At 67.1% G+C, this 15,358-nt stretch carries 18 protein-coding genes; 9 read left to right on the forward strand and 9 right to left on the reverse strand.

Annotated features, from left to right (window positions below):
• The first annotated feature begins 117 nt into the window (after window positions 1-117).
• The 7 genes from BLQ71_RS26515 (at window position 118) to BLQ71_RS22790 (ending at window position 4,766) form a co-directional block, all read left to right on the forward strand.
• A complete protein-coding gene (locus BLQ71_RS26515; protein ID WP_157903885.1) occupies window positions 118-282 on the forward strand; it encodes a hypothetical protein in 165 nt (54 codons plus the stop codon).
• 68 nt (window positions 283-350) lie between these two features.
• A complete protein-coding gene (locus tag BLQ71_RS22765; RefSeq protein ID WP_074623369.1) occupies window positions 351-965 on the forward strand; it encodes a TetR/AcrR family transcriptional regulator in 615 nt (204 codons plus the stop codon).
• A gap of 33 nt (window positions 966-998) precedes the next feature.
• Window positions 999-1,829, forward strand: coding sequence for an S-formylglutathione hydrolase (gene fghA, locus BLQ71_RS22770; protein ID WP_069210738.1), 831 nt, complete (start codon window positions 999-1,001; stop codon window positions 1,827-1,829).
• A 48-nt stretch (window positions 1,830-1,877) separates the two neighbouring features.
• A complete protein-coding gene (locus BLQ71_RS22775; RefSeq protein WP_043146023.1) occupies window positions 1,878-2,333 on the forward strand; it encodes a YaiI/YqxD family protein in 456 nt (151 codons plus the stop codon).
• Window positions 2,330-2,950 (forward strand): HAD family hydrolase, encoded by a 621-nt coding sequence (locus BLQ71_RS22780; protein WP_043146026.1) that lies wholly within the window; start codon window positions 2,330-2,332, stop codon window positions 2,948-2,950. The genes BLQ71_RS22775 and BLQ71_RS22780 overlap by 4 nt, the downstream gene beginning before the upstream one ends.
• Window positions 2,947-3,855 (forward strand): ornithine cyclodeaminase family protein, encoded by a 909-nt coding sequence (locus tag BLQ71_RS22785; protein ID WP_074623370.1) that lies wholly within the window; start codon window positions 2,947-2,949, stop codon window positions 3,853-3,855. Before BLQ71_RS22780 ends, BLQ71_RS22785 begins: the two co-directional genes overlap by 4 nt.
• Window positions 3,852-4,766 (forward strand): alpha/beta fold hydrolase, encoded by a 915-nt coding sequence (locus BLQ71_RS22790; protein ID WP_088702487.1) that lies wholly within the window; start codon window positions 3,852-3,854, stop codon window positions 4,764-4,766. Before BLQ71_RS22785 ends, BLQ71_RS22790 begins: the two co-directional genes overlap by 4 nt.
• Window positions 4,767-4,842: 76 nt before the next feature.
• Here the strand turns inward: BLQ71_RS22790 and BLQ71_RS22795 are convergent, their stop codons facing one another.
• Both BLQ71_RS22795 and BLQ71_RS22800 read right to left on the reverse strand, forming a co-directional pair.
• On the reverse strand, window positions 4,843-6,084 hold the full coding sequence (locus BLQ71_RS22795; protein ID WP_074623371.1) for an MFS transporter: 1,242 nt from the start codon (window positions 6,082-6,084) through the stop codon (window positions 4,843-4,845).
• 90 nt (window positions 6,085-6,174) lie between these two features.
• Window positions 6,175-6,891: a leucine-rich repeat domain-containing protein gene (locus tag BLQ71_RS22800; protein WP_074623372.1), complete on the reverse strand. Its 717-nt coding sequence runs from the start codon at window positions 6,889-6,891 to the stop codon at window positions 6,175-6,177.
• Window positions 6,892-7,004: 113 nt separating this feature from the next.
• On the opposite strand from BLQ71_RS22800, the gene zapE reads away from it, so the two are divergent.
• Complete coding sequence (gene zapE / locus BLQ71_RS22805; protein WP_069210743.1) at window positions 7,005-8,060, forward strand: cell division protein ZapE; 1,056 nt, start codon at window positions 7,005-7,007, stop codon at window positions 8,058-8,060.
• An 86-nt stretch (window positions 8,061-8,146) separates the two neighbouring features.
• Here the strand turns inward: zapE and BLQ71_RS26715 are convergent, their stop codons facing one another.
• The 6 genes from BLQ71_RS26715 to BLQ71_RS22835 all read right to left on the reverse strand — a co-directional run bounded on the left by BLQ71_RS26715 (window position 8,147) and on the right by BLQ71_RS22835 (window position 14,068).
• On the reverse strand, window positions 8,147-8,992 hold the full coding sequence (locus tag BLQ71_RS26715) for a LysM peptidoglycan-binding domain-containing protein (protein WP_074623373.1): 846 nt from the start codon (window positions 8,990-8,992) through the stop codon (window positions 8,147-8,149).
• Window positions 8,993-9,020: 28 nt separating this feature from the next.
• Window positions 9,021-9,650: a rhodanese-like domain-containing protein gene (locus tag BLQ71_RS22815; RefSeq protein ID WP_043146034.1), complete on the reverse strand. Its 630-nt coding sequence runs from the start codon at window positions 9,648-9,650 to the stop codon at window positions 9,021-9,023.
• A gap of 190 nt (window positions 9,651-9,840) precedes the next feature.
• On the reverse strand, window positions 9,841-11,124 hold the full coding sequence (locus tag BLQ71_RS22820; RefSeq protein WP_043146035.1) for a bifunctional folylpolyglutamate synthase/dihydrofolate synthase: 1,284 nt from the start codon (window positions 11,122-11,124) through the stop codon (window positions 9,841-9,843).
• A gap of 28 nt (window positions 11,125-11,152) precedes the next feature.
• Window positions 11,153-12,094, reverse strand: coding sequence for an acetyl-CoA carboxylase, carboxyltransferase subunit beta (gene accD, locus BLQ71_RS22825; RefSeq protein ID WP_043146039.1), 942 nt, complete (start codon window positions 12,092-12,094; stop codon window positions 11,153-11,155).
• 137 nt (window positions 12,095-12,231) lie between these two features.
• Window positions 12,232-13,098, reverse strand: a complete 867-nt coding sequence (locus BLQ71_RS22830) for a CPBP family intramembrane glutamic endopeptidase (protein WP_229754875.1) — start codon at window positions 13,096-13,098, stop codon at window positions 12,232-12,234.
• Window positions 13,099-13,129: 31 nt separating this feature from the next.
• Window positions 13,130-14,068, reverse strand: coding sequence for a fatty acid desaturase family protein (locus BLQ71_RS22835; protein WP_074623401.1), 939 nt, complete (start codon window positions 14,066-14,068; stop codon window positions 13,130-13,132).
• 139 nt (window positions 14,069-14,207) lie between these two features.
• Between BLQ71_RS22835 and BLQ71_RS22840 the strand changes: the two genes are divergently transcribed.
• Window positions 14,208-15,143, forward strand: coding sequence for an AEC family transporter (locus tag BLQ71_RS22840; RefSeq protein WP_074623374.1), 936 nt, complete (start codon window positions 14,208-14,210; stop codon window positions 15,141-15,143).
• A 25-nt stretch (window positions 15,144-15,168) separates the two neighbouring features.
• On the opposite strand, the gene BLQ71_RS22845 is transcribed toward BLQ71_RS22840, so the two are convergent.
• A complete protein-coding gene (locus BLQ71_RS22845; protein ID WP_043146046.1) occupies window positions 15,169-15,351 on the reverse strand; it encodes a hypothetical protein in 183 nt (60 codons plus the stop codon).
• Window positions 15,352-15,358: the final 7 nt, after the last annotated feature.

Genomic DNA, 15,358 nt, shown 5'->3' on the forward strand with positions numbered 1-15,358 from the left:
CCAAGTCCCGCGGTTGGCCAATCTGCCGCATTCGTTGCCTGCCTCTTGCAAATCAAACTGAACCGTATAGTTTATTCAACTGAACCGTTCGGTTCGATTTCCAAGATGGAGCCAGTCATGAAACGCATCCTCCTTGCCCTCGCCGCCGCTGCTGCCCTTGTCACCGGTCCCGCACTGGCCGACGTCGGCCCGGTCTTCCTGCCCGACCTCACCTTCCCCGCGCCACAGCCGCATCCCGACATGTCCTCGCAGGGTTGCGCGGGGCCGCAGGTCTGCAAGTGACGCCGCGCATTCCTTGCCCAAACTGAACCGAGCAGTCTATAATCAACCCTGCGAAAGAGAGGGGCGCAATGAACACACAATCGGCGGTCCGGAAAGGGCGCAAGTTCGACCAGGTGGTCGATGGCGCGCGCGAGATCTTTTTGCGTGACGGCTTCGAAGGCGCCAGCGTCGACGACATCGCGCGCGAGGCGGGCGTCTCCAAGGCGACGCTCTACAGCTATTTCCCCGACAAGCGCCTGCTCTTCATCGAGGTGGCCAGCGCCCAGTGCCGCAACCAGGCCGACCAGGCCCTGCTGACGATGGACCTCACCCGCCCCCCGCGTGAGGTCCTCGCCCGCGCCGGGCGCAAGTTCCTTGGCTTTCTCTATTCCGAGATGGGGCAGCGGATCTTCCGGATCTGCGTCGCCGAATCCGACCGCTTCCCCGAGCTTGGCCGCCAGTTCTACCAGAGCGGGCCGATGATCATGCGCCGCGTGATGACCGACTATCTCACCGCCGCCTGCGAACGCGGCGAGTTGCAGATCGACGACATGACGCTGGCCTCGGACCAGTTCGCGGAACTCTGCAAGGCGGACCTCTGGCCCAAGATCATATTTGGCATTCAGTCCAGTTTCAGCGATGACGACATCGCACGAGTCGTGGATGGTGCCGTCGAAACCTTCATGGCACGCTACGGAACATGACAAGCGCCCCCGGCGGGCGCGCTGGGAGACACGATGAAGACCGTATCCGAAAACAAATGCTTTGGCGGAACCCAGGGCGTTTACACGCATGCCTCCGACGCCTGCAAATGCGACATGACCTTTGGCCTGTTCCTGCCCGAAGAGGCGGCGCATGTGCCGGTGCCCGTGCTCTGGTATCTCTCCGGGCTGACCTGCACGCATGAAAACGCGATGGTCAAGGCGGGCGCACAGGGCTGGGCCGCCGAACACGGGCTGGCGCTGATCTTTCCCGACACCTCGCCGCGCGGCGACGATGTGGCCGACGACGAGGCCTACGATCTGGGCAAGGGCGCCGGTTTCTACGTCAACGCGACAGAGGCCCCCTGGGCGCCGCATTTCAACATGTGGGACTACGTGGCAGAGGAACTGCCTGCGCTGGTGGGCGAAAATTTCGCGCTCGACATGAGCCGGCAGGCGATCACCGGGCACTCGATGGGCGGGCATGGCGCGCTGACCCTGGCGATGGGCCTGCCGGGCCGTTTCGCCAGCGTCTCGGCTTTTGCGCCGATCACCCACCCCTCCGCCAGCGACTGGGGCCGCAAGCAGCTGGGCGCCTACCTGGGCGCGAATGAGTCGACCTGGGCGGCCCATGATTCCACCCTGCTGATGCGGGACAAGGGCTTTGACGGGCCGGTGCTGATCGACCAGGGCGGCGATGACCAGTTCCTCGATCTGCTCAAACCCGAATGCCTGGCCGAAGCGATGGCCGCCCGCCGCCAGGATGGCGTCTTCCGGATGCAGAAAGGCTATGACCACAGCTATTTCTTCGTCTCGACCTTCATGGAAGACCACGTTGCCTTCCACTCCGAGGCGCTCCATGCGTGACCCCGTCCCGGCCCTGCGCCGGGACCTCCTTCCGGGCGGGGCCGTGCGATGACGCTTTACGTCGACGCCGACGCCTGCCCGGTCAAGGCAGAGGCCGAAACCGTCGCCACCCGGCACAGGCTGGCGATGGTGCTGGTCGCCAACGGCGGGCTGCGCCCCTCGCGCAACCCGCTGGTCAGCCTGCAGATCGTCCCCGACGGCCCCGACGAGGCCGACAAGTGGATCGCCGACCGCGCCGGCCCCGGCGACGTGGTCATCACCAATGACATCCCCCTGGCCGCCAAATGCGTCGAGGCCGGCGCGCAGGTGCTGCGCCCGGACGGCTCTGCGCTGACGCAGGCCAACATCGGCGCGCAACTGGCCATGCGCGACCTGATGAGCGATCTGCGCGCCGCCGATCCCTTTCGGCAGGGCTCGGGCAAGGGGTTTACAAAGGCCGACCGCAGCCGTTTCCTCGACGCATTGGAACGGGCCGTCCGGCAGGCAGGGAAAACAAGGACATGACCATCAAGGCGGTGATCTTCGACATCGGCAACGTGCTGATCGAATGGCAGCCCGAACGTTACTACGACGCACGGATCGGCGAGGACCGGCGCCGCGCCATGTTCGCCCAACTGGACCTTCACGGCATGAACGACGTGATCGACCGCGGCGGCGATTTTCGCGGCACGGTCTACGACTGGGCAGAGAAAACCCCGGAATGGGGCGAGGAAATCCGCCTCTGGCACGACGACTGGCTGGAAATGGCGAAACCCGCCATTCCCCGTTCCGTCCGCGTGATGCGGGCGCTGCGGGCCAAAGGCACGCCGGTCCACGCGCTGACCAATTTCGGCATCGGCACATGGGAAATCGCCACTCCGGCCTATGACTTCCTGAACGAATTCGATCAGGCTTTCGTCAGCGGCCACATGGGCGTCATCAAGCCCGAGCCCGAGATCTACCAACAGGTCGAAACGCAACTTGGCCTGCCCGGTCAGGCGCTGCTCTTTACCGACGACCGCGCCGACAACATCGCCGCCGCCGCCGCGCGCGGCTGGCACACCCATCATTTCACCGGACCCGACGGCTGGGCGCAAAGGCTCGTCGCCGAGGGCCTGCTGACTGAAAGCGAGGCGCAATGACCACCATCATCCCCTTCGAAGACGGCGAGAAAAACCTCGACTGGCTGGGCCTCGCGCGGGCTTTCGACGCGGGCCACCAGCGCCCCAAGGCGGAAATCGAGGATGTCTTTCTCTACCGCGGCAAGGACACGCTGCTGAATCGCTCGGCCTGGATCGACGGGCTGGGCATCGCGGTCAAGGCGGCCACGGTCTTTCCCGGCAACCCCGGTAAGGGCAAGCCGATGATCGGCGGCGCGGTGAACCTATTCGACGACGGTGACGGCAGCCTGAGCGCGGTGGTGGATTTCCACCTTGTCACCAAGTGGAAGACCGCAGGCGACAGTCTCTGCGCGGCGCTGAAACTGGCCCGCCCCGACAGCCGCAAGATCCTGATCGTCGGTGCGGGCACCGTGGGCGCATCGCTTCACCAGGCCTATTCCGCCGGTTTCCCCGAGGCCGAATTCACCGTCTGGAACCGCACCCCCGACAAGGCCCGCGCCTTCGCCGAAGAGCGCGGCATCGCCTGGGCCGAGGATCTCGAACAGGCGGTGGGCGCTGCCGACATCGTCACCTCCGCCACCATGAGCACCAACCCCCTGCTGAAAGGCGACTGGTTCCGCCCCGGCCAGCACATCGACCTGATCGGCGCCTACCGCCCCGACATGCGCGAGGCCGACGACACCGCCATCAAGCGCGCGCGGCTCTTTGTCGACAGCTACGACACCACGCTGGCCCATATCGGAGAGCTCAAGATCCCCTTCACCAACGGGCTGATCACCGGCCATGACATCGTCGCCGATTACTATGCGCCGGAACTCTTCCACCGCCGTAGCGACGAAGAGATCACCCTGTTCAAGAACGGTGGCGGCGCCCATCTCGACCTGATGTGCGCGCGCTACATCCTCGACGCCTGGCAAGCGGCATGACCCTGCTCGGCGGCGCGCTGGCGCTTGCCGCGCTCGGCGCCGCCGCTCTGCCCGCCTGGCGCGAAACCCGCCGCCAAAGGACCCCCGACCTGCAGATCAGCGCCCCCGGGCAATTCGCCGTACTGTCTCAGGGGCGCACCCACTACCAGTGGTCCGGCCCCGAGGACGCCCCGGTCGTCGTCTGCGTCCACGGGTTGACCACCCCTTCCTTCGTCTGGCGCGGGTTGATCCCGCACCTGACCGCCGCAGGCGCACGGGTACTCAGCTACGATCTCTACGGGCGCGGCTTTTCCGACGCGCCGCGCGGCCGCCAGACCGGCGCCTTCTTCACCCGGCAACTGTCCGACCTGCTGGAGCATGAGGGGATCGACACCCCCGTGACCCTTGTGGGCTACTCGATGGGCGGCGCCATCGTCACCTGCTTTGCCGCCGCGCATCCGGACCGCGTGCACCGGTTGGCCCTCGTGGCGCCCGCCGGCATGGGCCACGATCTCGGGCCGATCGCCCGCTTCAACACCGGCGTGCCTCTCCTGGGCGACTGGCTCTTCCACATGGGCTATCCCCGCCAGTTACGCGCGGGCATCGAGGCAGAGCGCGCCCTGCCCTCTTCGGTTCAGGGGATCGCGGACCTGCAACTGGCCCAGCTCGACCGGCGCGGTTTACTGCGTTCGGTGTTGTCCTCGCTGCGCGGCGTTCTGCGCGCGCCCCTGCAAGAGGAACACCGGAAAATCGCCGGGGCCGGAATCCCCGTCACGGCGGTCTGGGGCCGCGAGGACAAGGTGATCCCGCTCAGTGCCCTGGCAACGCTGACCCAGTGGAACCGCACCGCCCGGCAAGAGGTCATCGACGGCGCCGGCCACGGCCTCACCTATACCCACACGGATCAACTCGCCCGCGCGCTCGACCTCTGACCACCCGGCGTTTCTTTGGGCCAAAAATACCTCCGGGGGAGGCTCGCAGAGCCGGGGGGCAGCGCCCCCCTTGTCCTCAGGCCGTCACAGGCACTGGCAACGCCCGGTTTTCCCGGATCGGCAGGTGCACCAGCGCGCTCAACGCTCCTACGCCCACGCCGATCCACCAGACCATCGTGTAATCCCCGGTCGCGTCATACAGCCGCCCGCCCAGCCAGACCCCCAGGAACCCGCCGACCTGGTGGCTGAAGAAGACGACGCCATACAGCGTGCCCATGTAGCGCAGCCCGTAAAGATGCGCGACCAGGCCAGAGGTCAGCGGCACCGTCGCCAGCCAGAGCGAGCCCATCACCGCCGAAAAGACCAGAACGCTGCCCGGGGTGATCGGCATCAGGATAAAGGCCGCGGCGACCACCGTGCGCGCGGTATAGATCAGCGCCAGCAGGTACTTGCGCGGAAAGAGATTGCCCAGCCAGCCCGCCGTCAGCGTCCCGGCGATGTTGAACAGCCCGATCAGTGCGATCGAGGCTGCCCCCAGCGCAGAGGTCGTCGTCACCCCCAGCGAATGCAGCGTGCCGCCCACGGCGATCGGCCCGCACATCTCCGTCACCAGCGCCGGGAAATGCGCCGTGATGAAGGCCAGCTGGTAGCCGCAGGAAAAGAACCCGATGAAGATCAGCGAGAAAGAGGGATCGCGGAACGCCCGGCGCAGAATCACGCCCATGCTTTCCTCGATCTCGGTTTTCGAGGCCGCCGGCGCCCGCATCAGGGGCAGGGTCAGCAGCACCGCCAGGATCGCGCCGGCAAAGACGAAAAACACCATCTGCCAGGCCATCAGCGACAGCAGCGCCTCGGCCACCGGCGCGCCAACCACCTGCCCGGCGCTGCCCGCCGCCGTGGCAATCGCCAGCGACATCGACCGGTTCTCGGCGCTGGACGCCCGGCCCACCACCGCCAGGATCACACCGAAGCCGGTGCCCGCGATACCGAAGCCCACCAGCACCTCCAGCGCCTGCAGCGAAAACGGGTCACTCGACAGGCCCGACAGCACCAGCCCGATGGCGTACATCACCGCGCCCAGGATGATGGCCACCCGGTCGCCCAGCCGCTCGGCAAAGGCGCCGAACAGCGGCTGGCCGATGCCCCAGGCCAGGTTCTGGATCGCGATGGCCAGGCTGAACTCGGCCCGCGCCCAGCCGAACTCCTCGGCGATGGGGATCTGGAAGACCCCGAAACTGGCCCGGACGGCAAAGCTGACAAGGATGATGATGCAGCCGACGATCAGGACCGGGGTGAAAAGCGGGGCACGGGACGACATGATAAAAACTCCGGAACACGGGCGCCGAGAAGTCGCCCGTTCGACGCCCGGCGTCAAACTCGAATGCGTGATGGTTCGGTTCAGAATTCCTTATGCGTCGCCGCGCCAGCCGGTCAGCCGCGCGCCGCCGGTCAGGTGATCGACAAGATCGCTGGCCCGCACCTCCGGGTCCTCGGTCTCCGCGATCCGTGCCAGTGCCCGGTCACGCAGGGCGGCAGGCGTCTCCTCGAAGGAAATGCCCACCTCGCCCTCGCCTTCGCAGAGCGCCGGCAGGCCCAGGACCGGGCGCAGATCCTGCACCTGCGATCCGGTGAGATCCAGCACCGCCAGCTCCGGCAGCCCCTTCAGCGGCGACAGGTCCGTCACCCCGGTGCGCCGGATCGACAGCTGGCGCAGCCCCCGGCACCGCGCAAGGGGTGACAGGTCGGTGACGGCGGTGCCGTCCAGCCACAGCTCTTGCAACCGCCCTAGGCCCGCCAGGGGCGACAGCTCCACGACCTCCGTTCCCTCCAGGAACAGGTTGCGCAGGTGGGTCATGCCCGACAGCGGCGACAGGTCCGTGACCGGCGTGCCCCGCAGGTCCAGCTTCTCCATCCGGGTCAGGCGGGCCAGCGGCGCCAGGTCGGTGATCCGCGTGCCTTCCAGGTCCAGCCAGGTGATCCAGTCCAGCCGACCCAGCCAGTCGGGCAGCTCTGCCAGGAACCAGGGGTTCGAGAGGTTGAGAAAGGACAGGCCGTCGCGGCGGTTCATCTTGACGTGCTGCAGCACCTCGCGCAGCTCATCCGCCAGCCGTTCCTCGTCCTCCATCCGCGTCCCCCCTGCCTGTCACCGCCACCGAGCGACCCTGCCACGCCGCCCTGTCCCCCCGCAAGCTGCACGGCGCCTCTACACAAGGCCCCGCGCATTGGCTATGCGAGGGCATGGCCACTGTCACAGACGTCTACCAATCCCGCGTCGCGTCGGGAAAGATCAAGCCGGACGAGGCGCAGACCGCCGTCCTGCCCGAACTGGAACGGCTGCGCACCGATCTGGCGCAGCCGGTCAAGCGCGGCTTTTTCCGCAAGACCATCGAGGCGCCGCAGGGCCTGTACCTCTGGGGCGGCGTCGGCCGGGGCAAGTCCATGCTGATGGATCTCTTTGTCGACACGCTGGACGTGCCCGCGCGCCGGGTGCATTTCCACGCCTTCATGCAAGAGGTCCAGGCCGCGATTCACGCCCTGCGCAGCCAGGGCGCCGAGGACCCGATCAAGCCCGTCGCCAAGGACATCAGCGACAAGGTGCGCGTGCTGGCCTTTGACGAGATGCAGATCACCGACATCGCCGACGCGATGATCGTGGGCCGCCTGTTCGAGGCGCTGTTCGACGGCGGCACCACCGTCGTCACCACCTCGAACCGCTTGCCGGACGATCTCTACAAGGATGGCCTGAACCGGCAGTTGTTCCTGCCCTTCATCGCCTTCCTCAAGGAGCGCATGGTGGTGCGCGAGCTGGCCTCGGACCGCGACCACCGGCAAGACCGGCTGGCCGGCGCGCAGGTCTTTTTCACCCCCGCCAATGCCGAGGCCCGCAGCCAGATCGACGCCCTGTGGGAAGAGCTGACTCACGGACTTGAGGAAACCCTGACCCTGCACGTCAAGGGCCGCGAGGTGGAACTGCCGCGCTATCACAACGGTGTCGCGCGGGCCTCCTTCTTTGACCTCTGCGGCCGGATGCTGGGCCCCGCCGACTATCTCAAGCTGGCCGAAAGCGTGCGGGTCCTGATCATCGAGAACATCCCGCAACTGTCGCGACGCAACTTCAACGAGGCCAAGCGTTTCGTCACCTTGATCGACACGCTCTACGAGGCGCGGGTCAAGCTGATCGCCTCTGCCGCCGCGCAGCCAGAAATGCTCTACGTCGAAGGCGAGGGCAGTTTCGAGTTCGAACGCACCGCCAGCCGCCTGCGCGAGATGCAGGCCGCCGAATGGTCCACCTGACAGAGGTCCCCCCAAGGGCGCAAAAAAATGGGGCCGGCAGAACCGGCCCCAGTCTTATGCTCGTTGCTTGCCTGTAGTCTTCTTGGTCACAAAACCGGGATGGTCAGTTGCTGGCCCACCCGGATCTTGTCCGGAGTGGTGATCTTGTCGCGGTTGGCATCGTAGATCACCGTGTACTGCATCGTGTCGCCGTAAAAGCGGTAGGAAATCGCCGCCAGGCTGTCGCCCGGCTGCACCGTATAGACCTCGGCCCGGGCAAGGGAACGGGCACGGGGCCGCGTCACCTCCGGCTCGGCCCCCACCAGCCCGCTGTCCGCCGGAACCTTGGTCGCCCCCACCGAGCGTTGCACCAGGGTCGCCAGCAGGGTCGTCGTGTCCACCTTGCCGTCCGAGGTGATCAGCGCCTCGGGCACCGCGATCCGGCCGCTGTCGCGCGCCTCGTTCAGCAGCGCGTCCAGGTAGGCATCTGATTGCCCCTGCCGCAGGGCTTGCACCACCAGCGTCTGCAGATCGCCGGAGTCCGGCGCACCGGCGCCCTTGGCACCGCCGGTCAGGTTGGCCAACACGTCCTGCGTCATGGCCATCAGCGCATCCCCCTCGGCACCCGCCGCCGGGGCCTTGCCCAGTTCGGACAAGAGCGCGGTCGTGAACGCCGGATCACCCGCCGGCGCCTGCGAGGCCTTGACCGCCGCCGCAATCGCCAGCGCCGGGTTCACTTGCGGTGTCGGAGCCGGGGCCGTGCCCGCCGCCTGCGGCGCCTCGACCGACCGGGCCAGAGCGCGCGGCAACGGATCCGGCGCCGTCGCGGCGCGTGTCACCATGTCCGGCTCTGCCGCCATCCGGTCACGGATATGCGCGGCCCCCGGCTGGAACACGATCAGGGCGGCGGTCACGGCCACGAACGCGATGCTGAACAGGATGATCCGGATCATCTGGCGCCCCCTCCCCCTTGCACGGCCATCAGGCCGGAACCTTGACGGTCAGGCCCAGGAGCAGCCACAGCTGCATCCCGCCGCGATAGTACTGGATCTTCTCGGGCGGATAGCCCGCGTCGGTCAGGTTGCGGATCGCGCGCGGGCTCTGGTCGCACCACGGCCCGTTGCAGAACATCAGCAGGTCCAGCGCATCCGAGAAATCCCAGCGACTGCCCAGCCTGCGGGCGCCCAGCGCCTCCAGGATCTGGTCACGGTAGGGGTTTTCCGGCTCCAGCGTCGAAAAGGGCACATTGACCGCCCCCGGGATCGTGCCCTTGGCGAACCATTCCGGCAGCCGGCTGTCGATCAGCAGGCCCGACCCCTTGGACACCTTGGTTTCCAGGAAATCCATCACCTCGATCTCGCCCACGGTGGTCACGCCCTTGCCGGCGGAAATCGGGTGGATGCAGAACGGGGGACAGGGCCGCGAGGTCTTGGTGAATTCGGTTTCCAGCCGGTGTGAGGTATCCTGGATGCGCTCGATCACGATGTTCTCGCCGTTGACCCAGATCGACCGATAGGCCGCGTCCGGCGTGATCTTGACGTCCTGGGCAAGGGCGGGCGCGGCAAGCAGACAGAGTCCGAGCGCAAATGCGCGGCGCATTTTGTGCAGCATTTCGAATTGTCCCCAAGATACGGCGAAACACGTCATCCCCGTGTGTTTCGGCGTGGCAGCTTGGGCAAATATAGGCAAAGCGCTGCGAATCAGTCAAGACAAAGTGATTCGCGGTCTACAACTTTCTGGGGAAATCAAGCCGAATCAAGAACCTGATTCGGCGTGATCCGTGGCGGCACATGCCGCCGTGTCAGCTCATCCCGTCGCGCAGGACGGAGCCGGCCAGGTACAGCGATCCGCAGATCAGCACCCTTGCCTCTGGCGTCTCTGCCACGATGGCCCGCAGGGCCGCGCCCACGTCCTCGGCCATCAAGGCCCGGTGGCCCGAGTCCGCAGCCATGCGGGCGGTGTCCTCGGCGGACAGGGTGTTGGCCTCGCCGGGGATGTTCACCGCCGTCAGGCTGTCCGCCACCGCCGCCAGCGGGGTCAGGAAGCCGCGCGCATCCTTGGTGTTCAGCATCCCGCAGATCAGGTGGGTCGGACGTTCTGGCAAGCCGCCCAGGTGCGCGGCCAGCGCCTTGCCTGCCGCCGGGTTGTGCCCGCCGTCCAGCCACAACTCCGCCTCGGGCGCCATCTCGGCCAGCGGCCCCTGCCGCAGCCGTTGCATCCGCGCGGGCCAGGTCGCCTGGGTCATGGCGCCTTCAAAAGCCGCCTCGCCCAGCCCCAAGTGCCGCAGCACCGCCAGCGCCGCGCCCGCATTCTCGATCTGGTGGGCGCCCGGCAGAGCCGGCATTGGCAGGTCCAGCAGGCCGTTCTCGTCCTGGAACACCAGCCGTCCGCGCTCTTCCCAGGCGTGCCAGTGCTGCCCCTGCGCCAGCAAGGGCGCGCCCAGCGCCTCGGCCCGCGCCTCGATCACCTCCAGCGCCTCGTCCGGTTGCGGGCCGACCACGCAGGGCACGCCGCGCTTGATGATCCCGGCCTTTTCCCCGGCGATCCGCGCCAGCGTGTCGCCCAGGTACTGTTCATGGTCCATCGAGATCGGCGTGATCACCGTCGCCGCCGGACGCGCCACCACGTTGGTTGCGTCCAGGCGCCCGCCCAGCCCGGTTTCCAGCAGAACGTAATCCGCCGGAACCCGGCTCATCGCCAGGATGGCGGCGCAGGTCGTGATCTCGAAATAGGTGATCGACGCGCCGCCATTGGCACTCACGCATTCATCCAGAACCTCGGTCAGGGCCTGTTCGGAAATCAGCTCGCCGCGCAGGCGGATGCGTTCGTGGAACCGCGCCAAATGCGGCGAGGTATAGGCGTGGCAGGTCTGCCCCGCCGCCTCGATCCCGGCGCGGATCATGGCCTGGGTCGATCCCTTGCCATTGGTGCCCGCCAGGTGGATCACCGGCGGCAGTTTTTCCTCCGGGTGGCCCAGGGCCTCCAGCAGCTGCCAGACCCGGTCAAGCGTCAGGTCGATGATCTTGGGATGCAGCGTCATCATGCGCTGCAGCAACTGGTCGGACCCAGGCGCGGCTACGGTCATCTTGGGAGAACCTATCGAAAGGCGGAGATCACTCCGCGGAATCGTCCAGTGCCGCGTTCGGCTCGGCGGCGGGCTTCAGATCGTCCGGGCCGGGCGCGGGCAGGTCGCCCCAGGTCGCCGGCGGCATCTTCATCAGCATGCGGGTGATGACGATCAGCTCTTCGCGCATCTTGCGGCGGTCCGTCACCCGGTCCAGCATCCCGTGTTCCAGCAGGTATTCCGCGCGCTGGAACCCCTCGGGCAGCTTTTCGCGGATCGTCTGTTCAATCACCCGCGGCCCGGCAAAACAGATCAGCGCGTTCGGCTCGGCGATCTGCACGTCACCCAGCATCGCATAGGATGCGGTCACGCCGCCGGTCGTCGGATGGGTCAGCACGACGATGTAGGGCAGCCCCGCCTCGCGCAGCATCTGCACCGCGACCGTGGTGCGCGGCATCTGCATCAGGCTCAGGATGCCTTCCTGCATCCGCGCGCCCCCGGCGGCGGAAAACAGCACCAGCGGGCGGCCCAGCTTTACCGCCTCCTGCGCGGCGGCGATGATGGCGTTGCCGACATACATCCCCATCGACCCCGCCATGAAGCTGAAGTCCTGCGCGGCGGCCACGATGGGCGTGCGGCCGATCTCTCCGGCGGCCACCAGCATGGCCTCCCTTTCGCCGGTGGCCTTCTGGGCGGCCTTCATCCGGTCAGGGTATCGTTTCTGGTCGCGGAAATGCAGCGGGTCGGCCAGCGGTTCCGGCACCGCGACCTCGGTGAACACGCCGCCGTCGAACAGAGCCAGGAATCGGTCGCGCGGCGTGATGTGCATGTGATGTCCGCAGTTGGTGCAGACGTTCAGGTTGTCGCTGATCTCGCGGTGGAACAGCATCGTGCCACAGCCGTCACACTTGGACCACAGGTTCTCCGGCACCTCGCGGCGCGAAAAGATCGAGTTGATCCGGGGGCGGACGTAATTGGTGATCCAGTTCATGAAGTGCTCGCGCCGGTTCCAGGATGGGCGAGAAATAGGCAAGCCGCCCCGGAATTGCAATCAGCCAAAGCCAGCGGCCTCGCCCGCAGGGTCAAACCCCTGCCACGGGCGTAGGGCGGGGTTCACCCCGCCGCCCGCTACAGCCGCAGCGCCACCCGTGCCGCCAGCCAGCTGACCCCGATCAGCGCCAGGTCCAGCGGCAAGACCGCCGCCACCGCCGCCTCGTCGCCGGGACCAAAGGGCATCTGCCGCAGCGCCAGGCCCGACATGTCCCCCTGCATCGAGGTCACCGCGAAGGCCATGAAGTTGTTGACGAAATGCAGCCCGATCGCCGGACCAAGGTTGCCTGCCCGCGCCGTCAGGTCCGCCGCCGCCAGCCCGAACAGCGCGCTCCAGGCCGCGATCAGCGCCGCATTGCCACCATAGACCCCCGGCAGGTAATGGCCAAAGCCGAAAACCACAGAGGGCAAGCCCAGCCAGATCAACGGATGCCGGACACGCGCCGCCAACTGCGACTGGAAATAACCGCGGAAAAAGACCTCTTCGGCGCCGGTCTGGACCAGCACGGCCACCAGGGTCGTCGGCAGGAACAGCATCCAGGTGTTCGCGGGCAGGCCCGGCACCGTCGATGCGTGGAAGTCCCAGGGCGGCAACAGCAACAGCGCGGCGTTCAGCAGCGCCACCGCCCATGTCACCCGCAGGAAATCGCGCCAGAACAGCGGCCAGGGGCCCAGCAGGCTGCGCCCCGGCCGCTTGTGCAGGATTTCGGCCACCGCCATCGCGGCGATCCACAGCGCCCCGCTCAGCAACAGCACAAGGGTCAGGCTGCCGGGGGTGTCACCACTCTGCAGGTTGTCCAGCAAGGTCAGGTAGGCGTCATCCGCCATCAGGCTGCCCAGCACCGCGATCACACCGCGCGCAAGGGCGAACCAGATCACCACGATCAGCACCAGCCCGACAGCCAGCCGCCACAGCTCGGCGCGGCCCTCGGCCGGCAGGGTCATGAACTGGTGCCGCCTGTAGCCCATGCCCCGGTCAGGCCGTCCGGGCCGAGGCCGCGCGCAGCACCTGCGCATAACCCTCCGCCAGCATCATCCGTCCCGTCACCCCCTTGTCCCGCAGCATCGCGTGCAGGCGCGGCAGATTATGCGCGGGCACATGCATCACCAGGTGGTGTTCGAGATGGTAATTCACCCAGTAGGGCGCCAGGAACAGCCGCTCCAGCGGGCCGGCCAGGGTGGTGCGCGTGTTGCGTAGCGGATCCTCCGAGAACTCGACCGCGCCATGTTCGGCAATATTGCGAATACGCAGCACCATCTGGAACCACGTGAGCAGCGGCAAGAGCCACAGCGCGACCCACAGCCACCAGCCGCCCAGCGCCCAGAACACCGCGAACAGCACCCCGTTCGCCACCAGCGCCCGGGTCAGCACCGGCCCGTGAAAAGCCTGCGCCAGGTCCTGGCTGCTGACGCCCTCGGTCTCGCCCACCAGCCGCAGCGCGAACATCACCTGTGCCGCCCGCTGCTTGATCCCCGTCTGCCCGGTGATGTCCCGGATCAGCTTGCGCCGCAGCGAGGCGCGGGTGGTCGGAAAGGGTTTCGACAGGCGCAGGTCCGGGTCCTGCTCGGTCTGCGTGTGGCGATGGTGCATAAGGTGATAGTGCCGGTAGCTGGCCAGGTCCGCCAGGATCGGCGCCCCGCAAAGCCAGACACCGGCAAACTCGTTCAGTTTCCGCGACTTGAACAGCGCATTATGCGCCGCCTCGTGCATCAGGATCGCCAACCCCAGCTGCCGCGACCCGATCACCATGACCGCGAGCACGAAGGTCAGCGCATTGGGCCACCACAGGAACACCGCCAGCGCGCCAAGGATCAGCGCCCAGCAATGCAACAGCAGCGCCGCGCCCCAAAGGTCGGAACGGGCCGAGAGGCTGCGAATCTCCTCTGTCGTCAAAAAGGCCTTCCCCGGTGTCATGTCCTCATGATCCGGGGCGAGGGGCATGGCTGTCAACGGCGCGCGCCCCTGACGCGGCGGCAGCACGGTGGCCCCGCCACGAATGCTGGGGCAGTCCCATCGCCGTTGACCCCGCCGCCCCCCGTGCTACAGCAACGACATGCTGGACATCTTCCTCAAGACACTGCCCTTCTTCGGCCTGATCGGGCTGGGCTATGGCGCCGCGAAATCGCGGTTCTTCTCGGAAGAGGCCAGCGCCGCGCTGACCAAGTTCGTCTTCTTCTTCGCCCTCTCGGCGATGCTGTTCCGGTTCTCGGCCAACCTGCGCTTCGAAGAGATCTTCGAGCCGCGCCTGGCCAGCGCCTATCTCTGGGGCACCGCCGTCACCTGGGGGCTGGGCATGGCGGTGGCCTTCCTGCGCGGGCTGGACGTGCCCACCGCCTCGATCGAGGCGCAATGCGCGGCCATCGGCAACACCGGCTTCCTGGGCGTGCCGATGCTGGCGCTGCTTTTGGGGCAAGAGGCCGTGGGCCCGATCATCCTGATCCTCTCCATCGACCTGATTGTCTTTTCCTCGTTGCTGACGCTCCTTGTGACCGGCGCGCGCGAGGGCCACATGGGGCTGGGCATCCTGTGGAAACTGCTTCTGGGCCTGCTGAAAAACCCGATGATCGTCTCCATCGGGCTGGGCCTGATGGTCTCGGCCAGCGGTTTGCCGGTGCCCGAGGCGGCCAACAGTTTCCTGACCACCCTGGGCAATGCCGCCACGCCCGGCGCGCTCTTTGCCATCGGCGCCTCTCTGGCGTCGAAATCCGCCGAGCGTATCCAGATCGCCGCCTGGCTGAGCTTTGCCAAGCTGGTGCTGCATCCGCTCTTCGTGGGGCTGGGGGTCTATGTCTTCTTCCCGGTCGACGCCTACCGCGCCTCGGTGGCGGTCTCTGCCGCCGCGCTGCCGGTGGCGGGCAACGTCTTTATCCTGGCACAGCACTACGGCATCGCGCCGCAGCGCGTCTCGGCCTCGATCCTGATTTCCACCACCGCCAGCATCGTCACGGTCAGCGCGATTATCGCCACGGTCACCAGCTGGTGGCCCTGACAGGGCGCTGAGAGGCATCCGCCGGTCAGCTCTGGTTGGCGCCGCGCATCTGGCGGATGCTGCCCCGGATCGCGCGCCAGTTCTCGGCCTCGCGCTCGTTGCCGTCATCGCGGGACTGCCGTTCCCGCTGTGCGGCTTCCGCCTCGGCCTTGCCGCCATGCGCCCGGTACAGGGCATGTGCGATTTCCGTCGCCTTGATCGCATCCATGAGTCCA

This window comes from Antarctobacter albus, assembly GCF_900101505.1.
Lineage (GTDB): Bacteria > Pseudomonadota > Alphaproteobacteria > Rhodobacterales > Rhodobacteraceae > Antarctobacter > Antarctobacter albus.

What these genes read in the sequence shown, in the direction of transcription:
- BLQ71_RS26515 (WP_157903885.1), top strand. Translation starts at nt 118, where the DNA reads ATGAAACGCATCCTCCTTGCCCTCGCCGCCGCTGCTGCCCTTGTCACC.
- BLQ71_RS22765 (WP_074623369.1), top strand. Translation starts at nt 351, where the DNA reads ATGAACACACAATCGGCGGTCCGGAAAGGGCGCAAGTTCGACCAGGTG.
- fghA (WP_069210738.1), top strand. Translation starts at nt 999, where the DNA reads ATGAAGACCGTATCCGAAAACAAATGCTTTGGCGGAACCCAGGGCGTT.
- BLQ71_RS22775 (WP_043146023.1), top strand. Translation starts at nt 1,878, where the DNA reads ATGACGCTTTACGTCGACGCCGACGCCTGCCCGGTCAAGGCAGAGGCC.
- BLQ71_RS22780 (WP_043146026.1), top strand. Translation starts at nt 2,330, where the DNA reads ATGACCATCAAGGCGGTGATCTTCGACATCGGCAACGTGCTGATCGAA.
- BLQ71_RS22785 (WP_074623370.1), top strand. Translation starts at nt 2,947, where the DNA reads ATGACCACCATCATCCCCTTCGAAGACGGCGAGAAAAACCTCGACTGG.
- BLQ71_RS22790 (WP_088702487.1), top strand. Translation starts at nt 3,852, where the DNA reads ATGACCCTGCTCGGCGGCGCGCTGGCGCTTGCCGCGCTCGGCGCCGCC.
- BLQ71_RS22795 (WP_074623371.1), bottom strand. Translation starts at nt 6,084, where the DNA reads ATGTCGTCCCGTGCCCCGCTTTTCACCCCGGTCCTGATCGTCGGCTGC.
- BLQ71_RS22800 (WP_074623372.1), bottom strand. Translation starts at nt 6,891, where the DNA reads ATGGAGGACGAGGAACGGCTGGCGGATGAGCTGCGCGAGGTGCTGCAG.
- zapE (WP_069210743.1), top strand. Translation starts at nt 7,005, where the DNA reads ATGGCCACTGTCACAGACGTCTACCAATCCCGCGTCGCGTCGGGAAAG.
- BLQ71_RS26715 (WP_074623373.1), bottom strand. Translation starts at nt 8,992, where the DNA reads ATGATCCGGATCATCCTGTTCAGCATCGCGTTCGTGGCCGTGACCGCC.
- BLQ71_RS22815 (WP_043146034.1), bottom strand. Translation starts at nt 9,650, where the DNA reads ATGCTGCACAAAATGCGCCGCGCATTTGCGCTCGGACTCTGTCTGCTT.
- BLQ71_RS22820 (WP_043146035.1), bottom strand. Translation starts at nt 11,124, where the DNA reads ATGACCGTAGCCGCGCCTGGGTCCGACCAGTTGCTGCAGCGCATGATG.
- accD (WP_043146039.1), bottom strand. Translation starts at nt 12,094, where the DNA reads ATGAACTGGATCACCAATTACGTCCGCCCCCGGATCAACTCGATCTTT.
- BLQ71_RS22830 (WP_229754875.1), bottom strand. Translation starts at nt 13,098, where the DNA reads ATGACCCTGCCGGCCGAGGGCCGCGCCGAGCTGTGGCGGCTGGCTGTC.
- BLQ71_RS22835 (WP_074623401.1), bottom strand. Translation starts at nt 14,068, where the DNA reads ATGACACCGGGGAAGGCCTTTTTGACGACAGAGGAGATTCGCAGCCTC.
- BLQ71_RS22840 (WP_074623374.1), top strand. Translation starts at nt 14,208, where the DNA reads ATGCTGGACATCTTCCTCAAGACACTGCCCTTCTTCGGCCTGATCGGG.
- BLQ71_RS22845 (WP_043146046.1), bottom strand. Translation starts at nt 15,351, where the DNA reads ATGGATGCGATCAAGGCGACGGAAATCGCACATGCCCTGTACCGGGCG.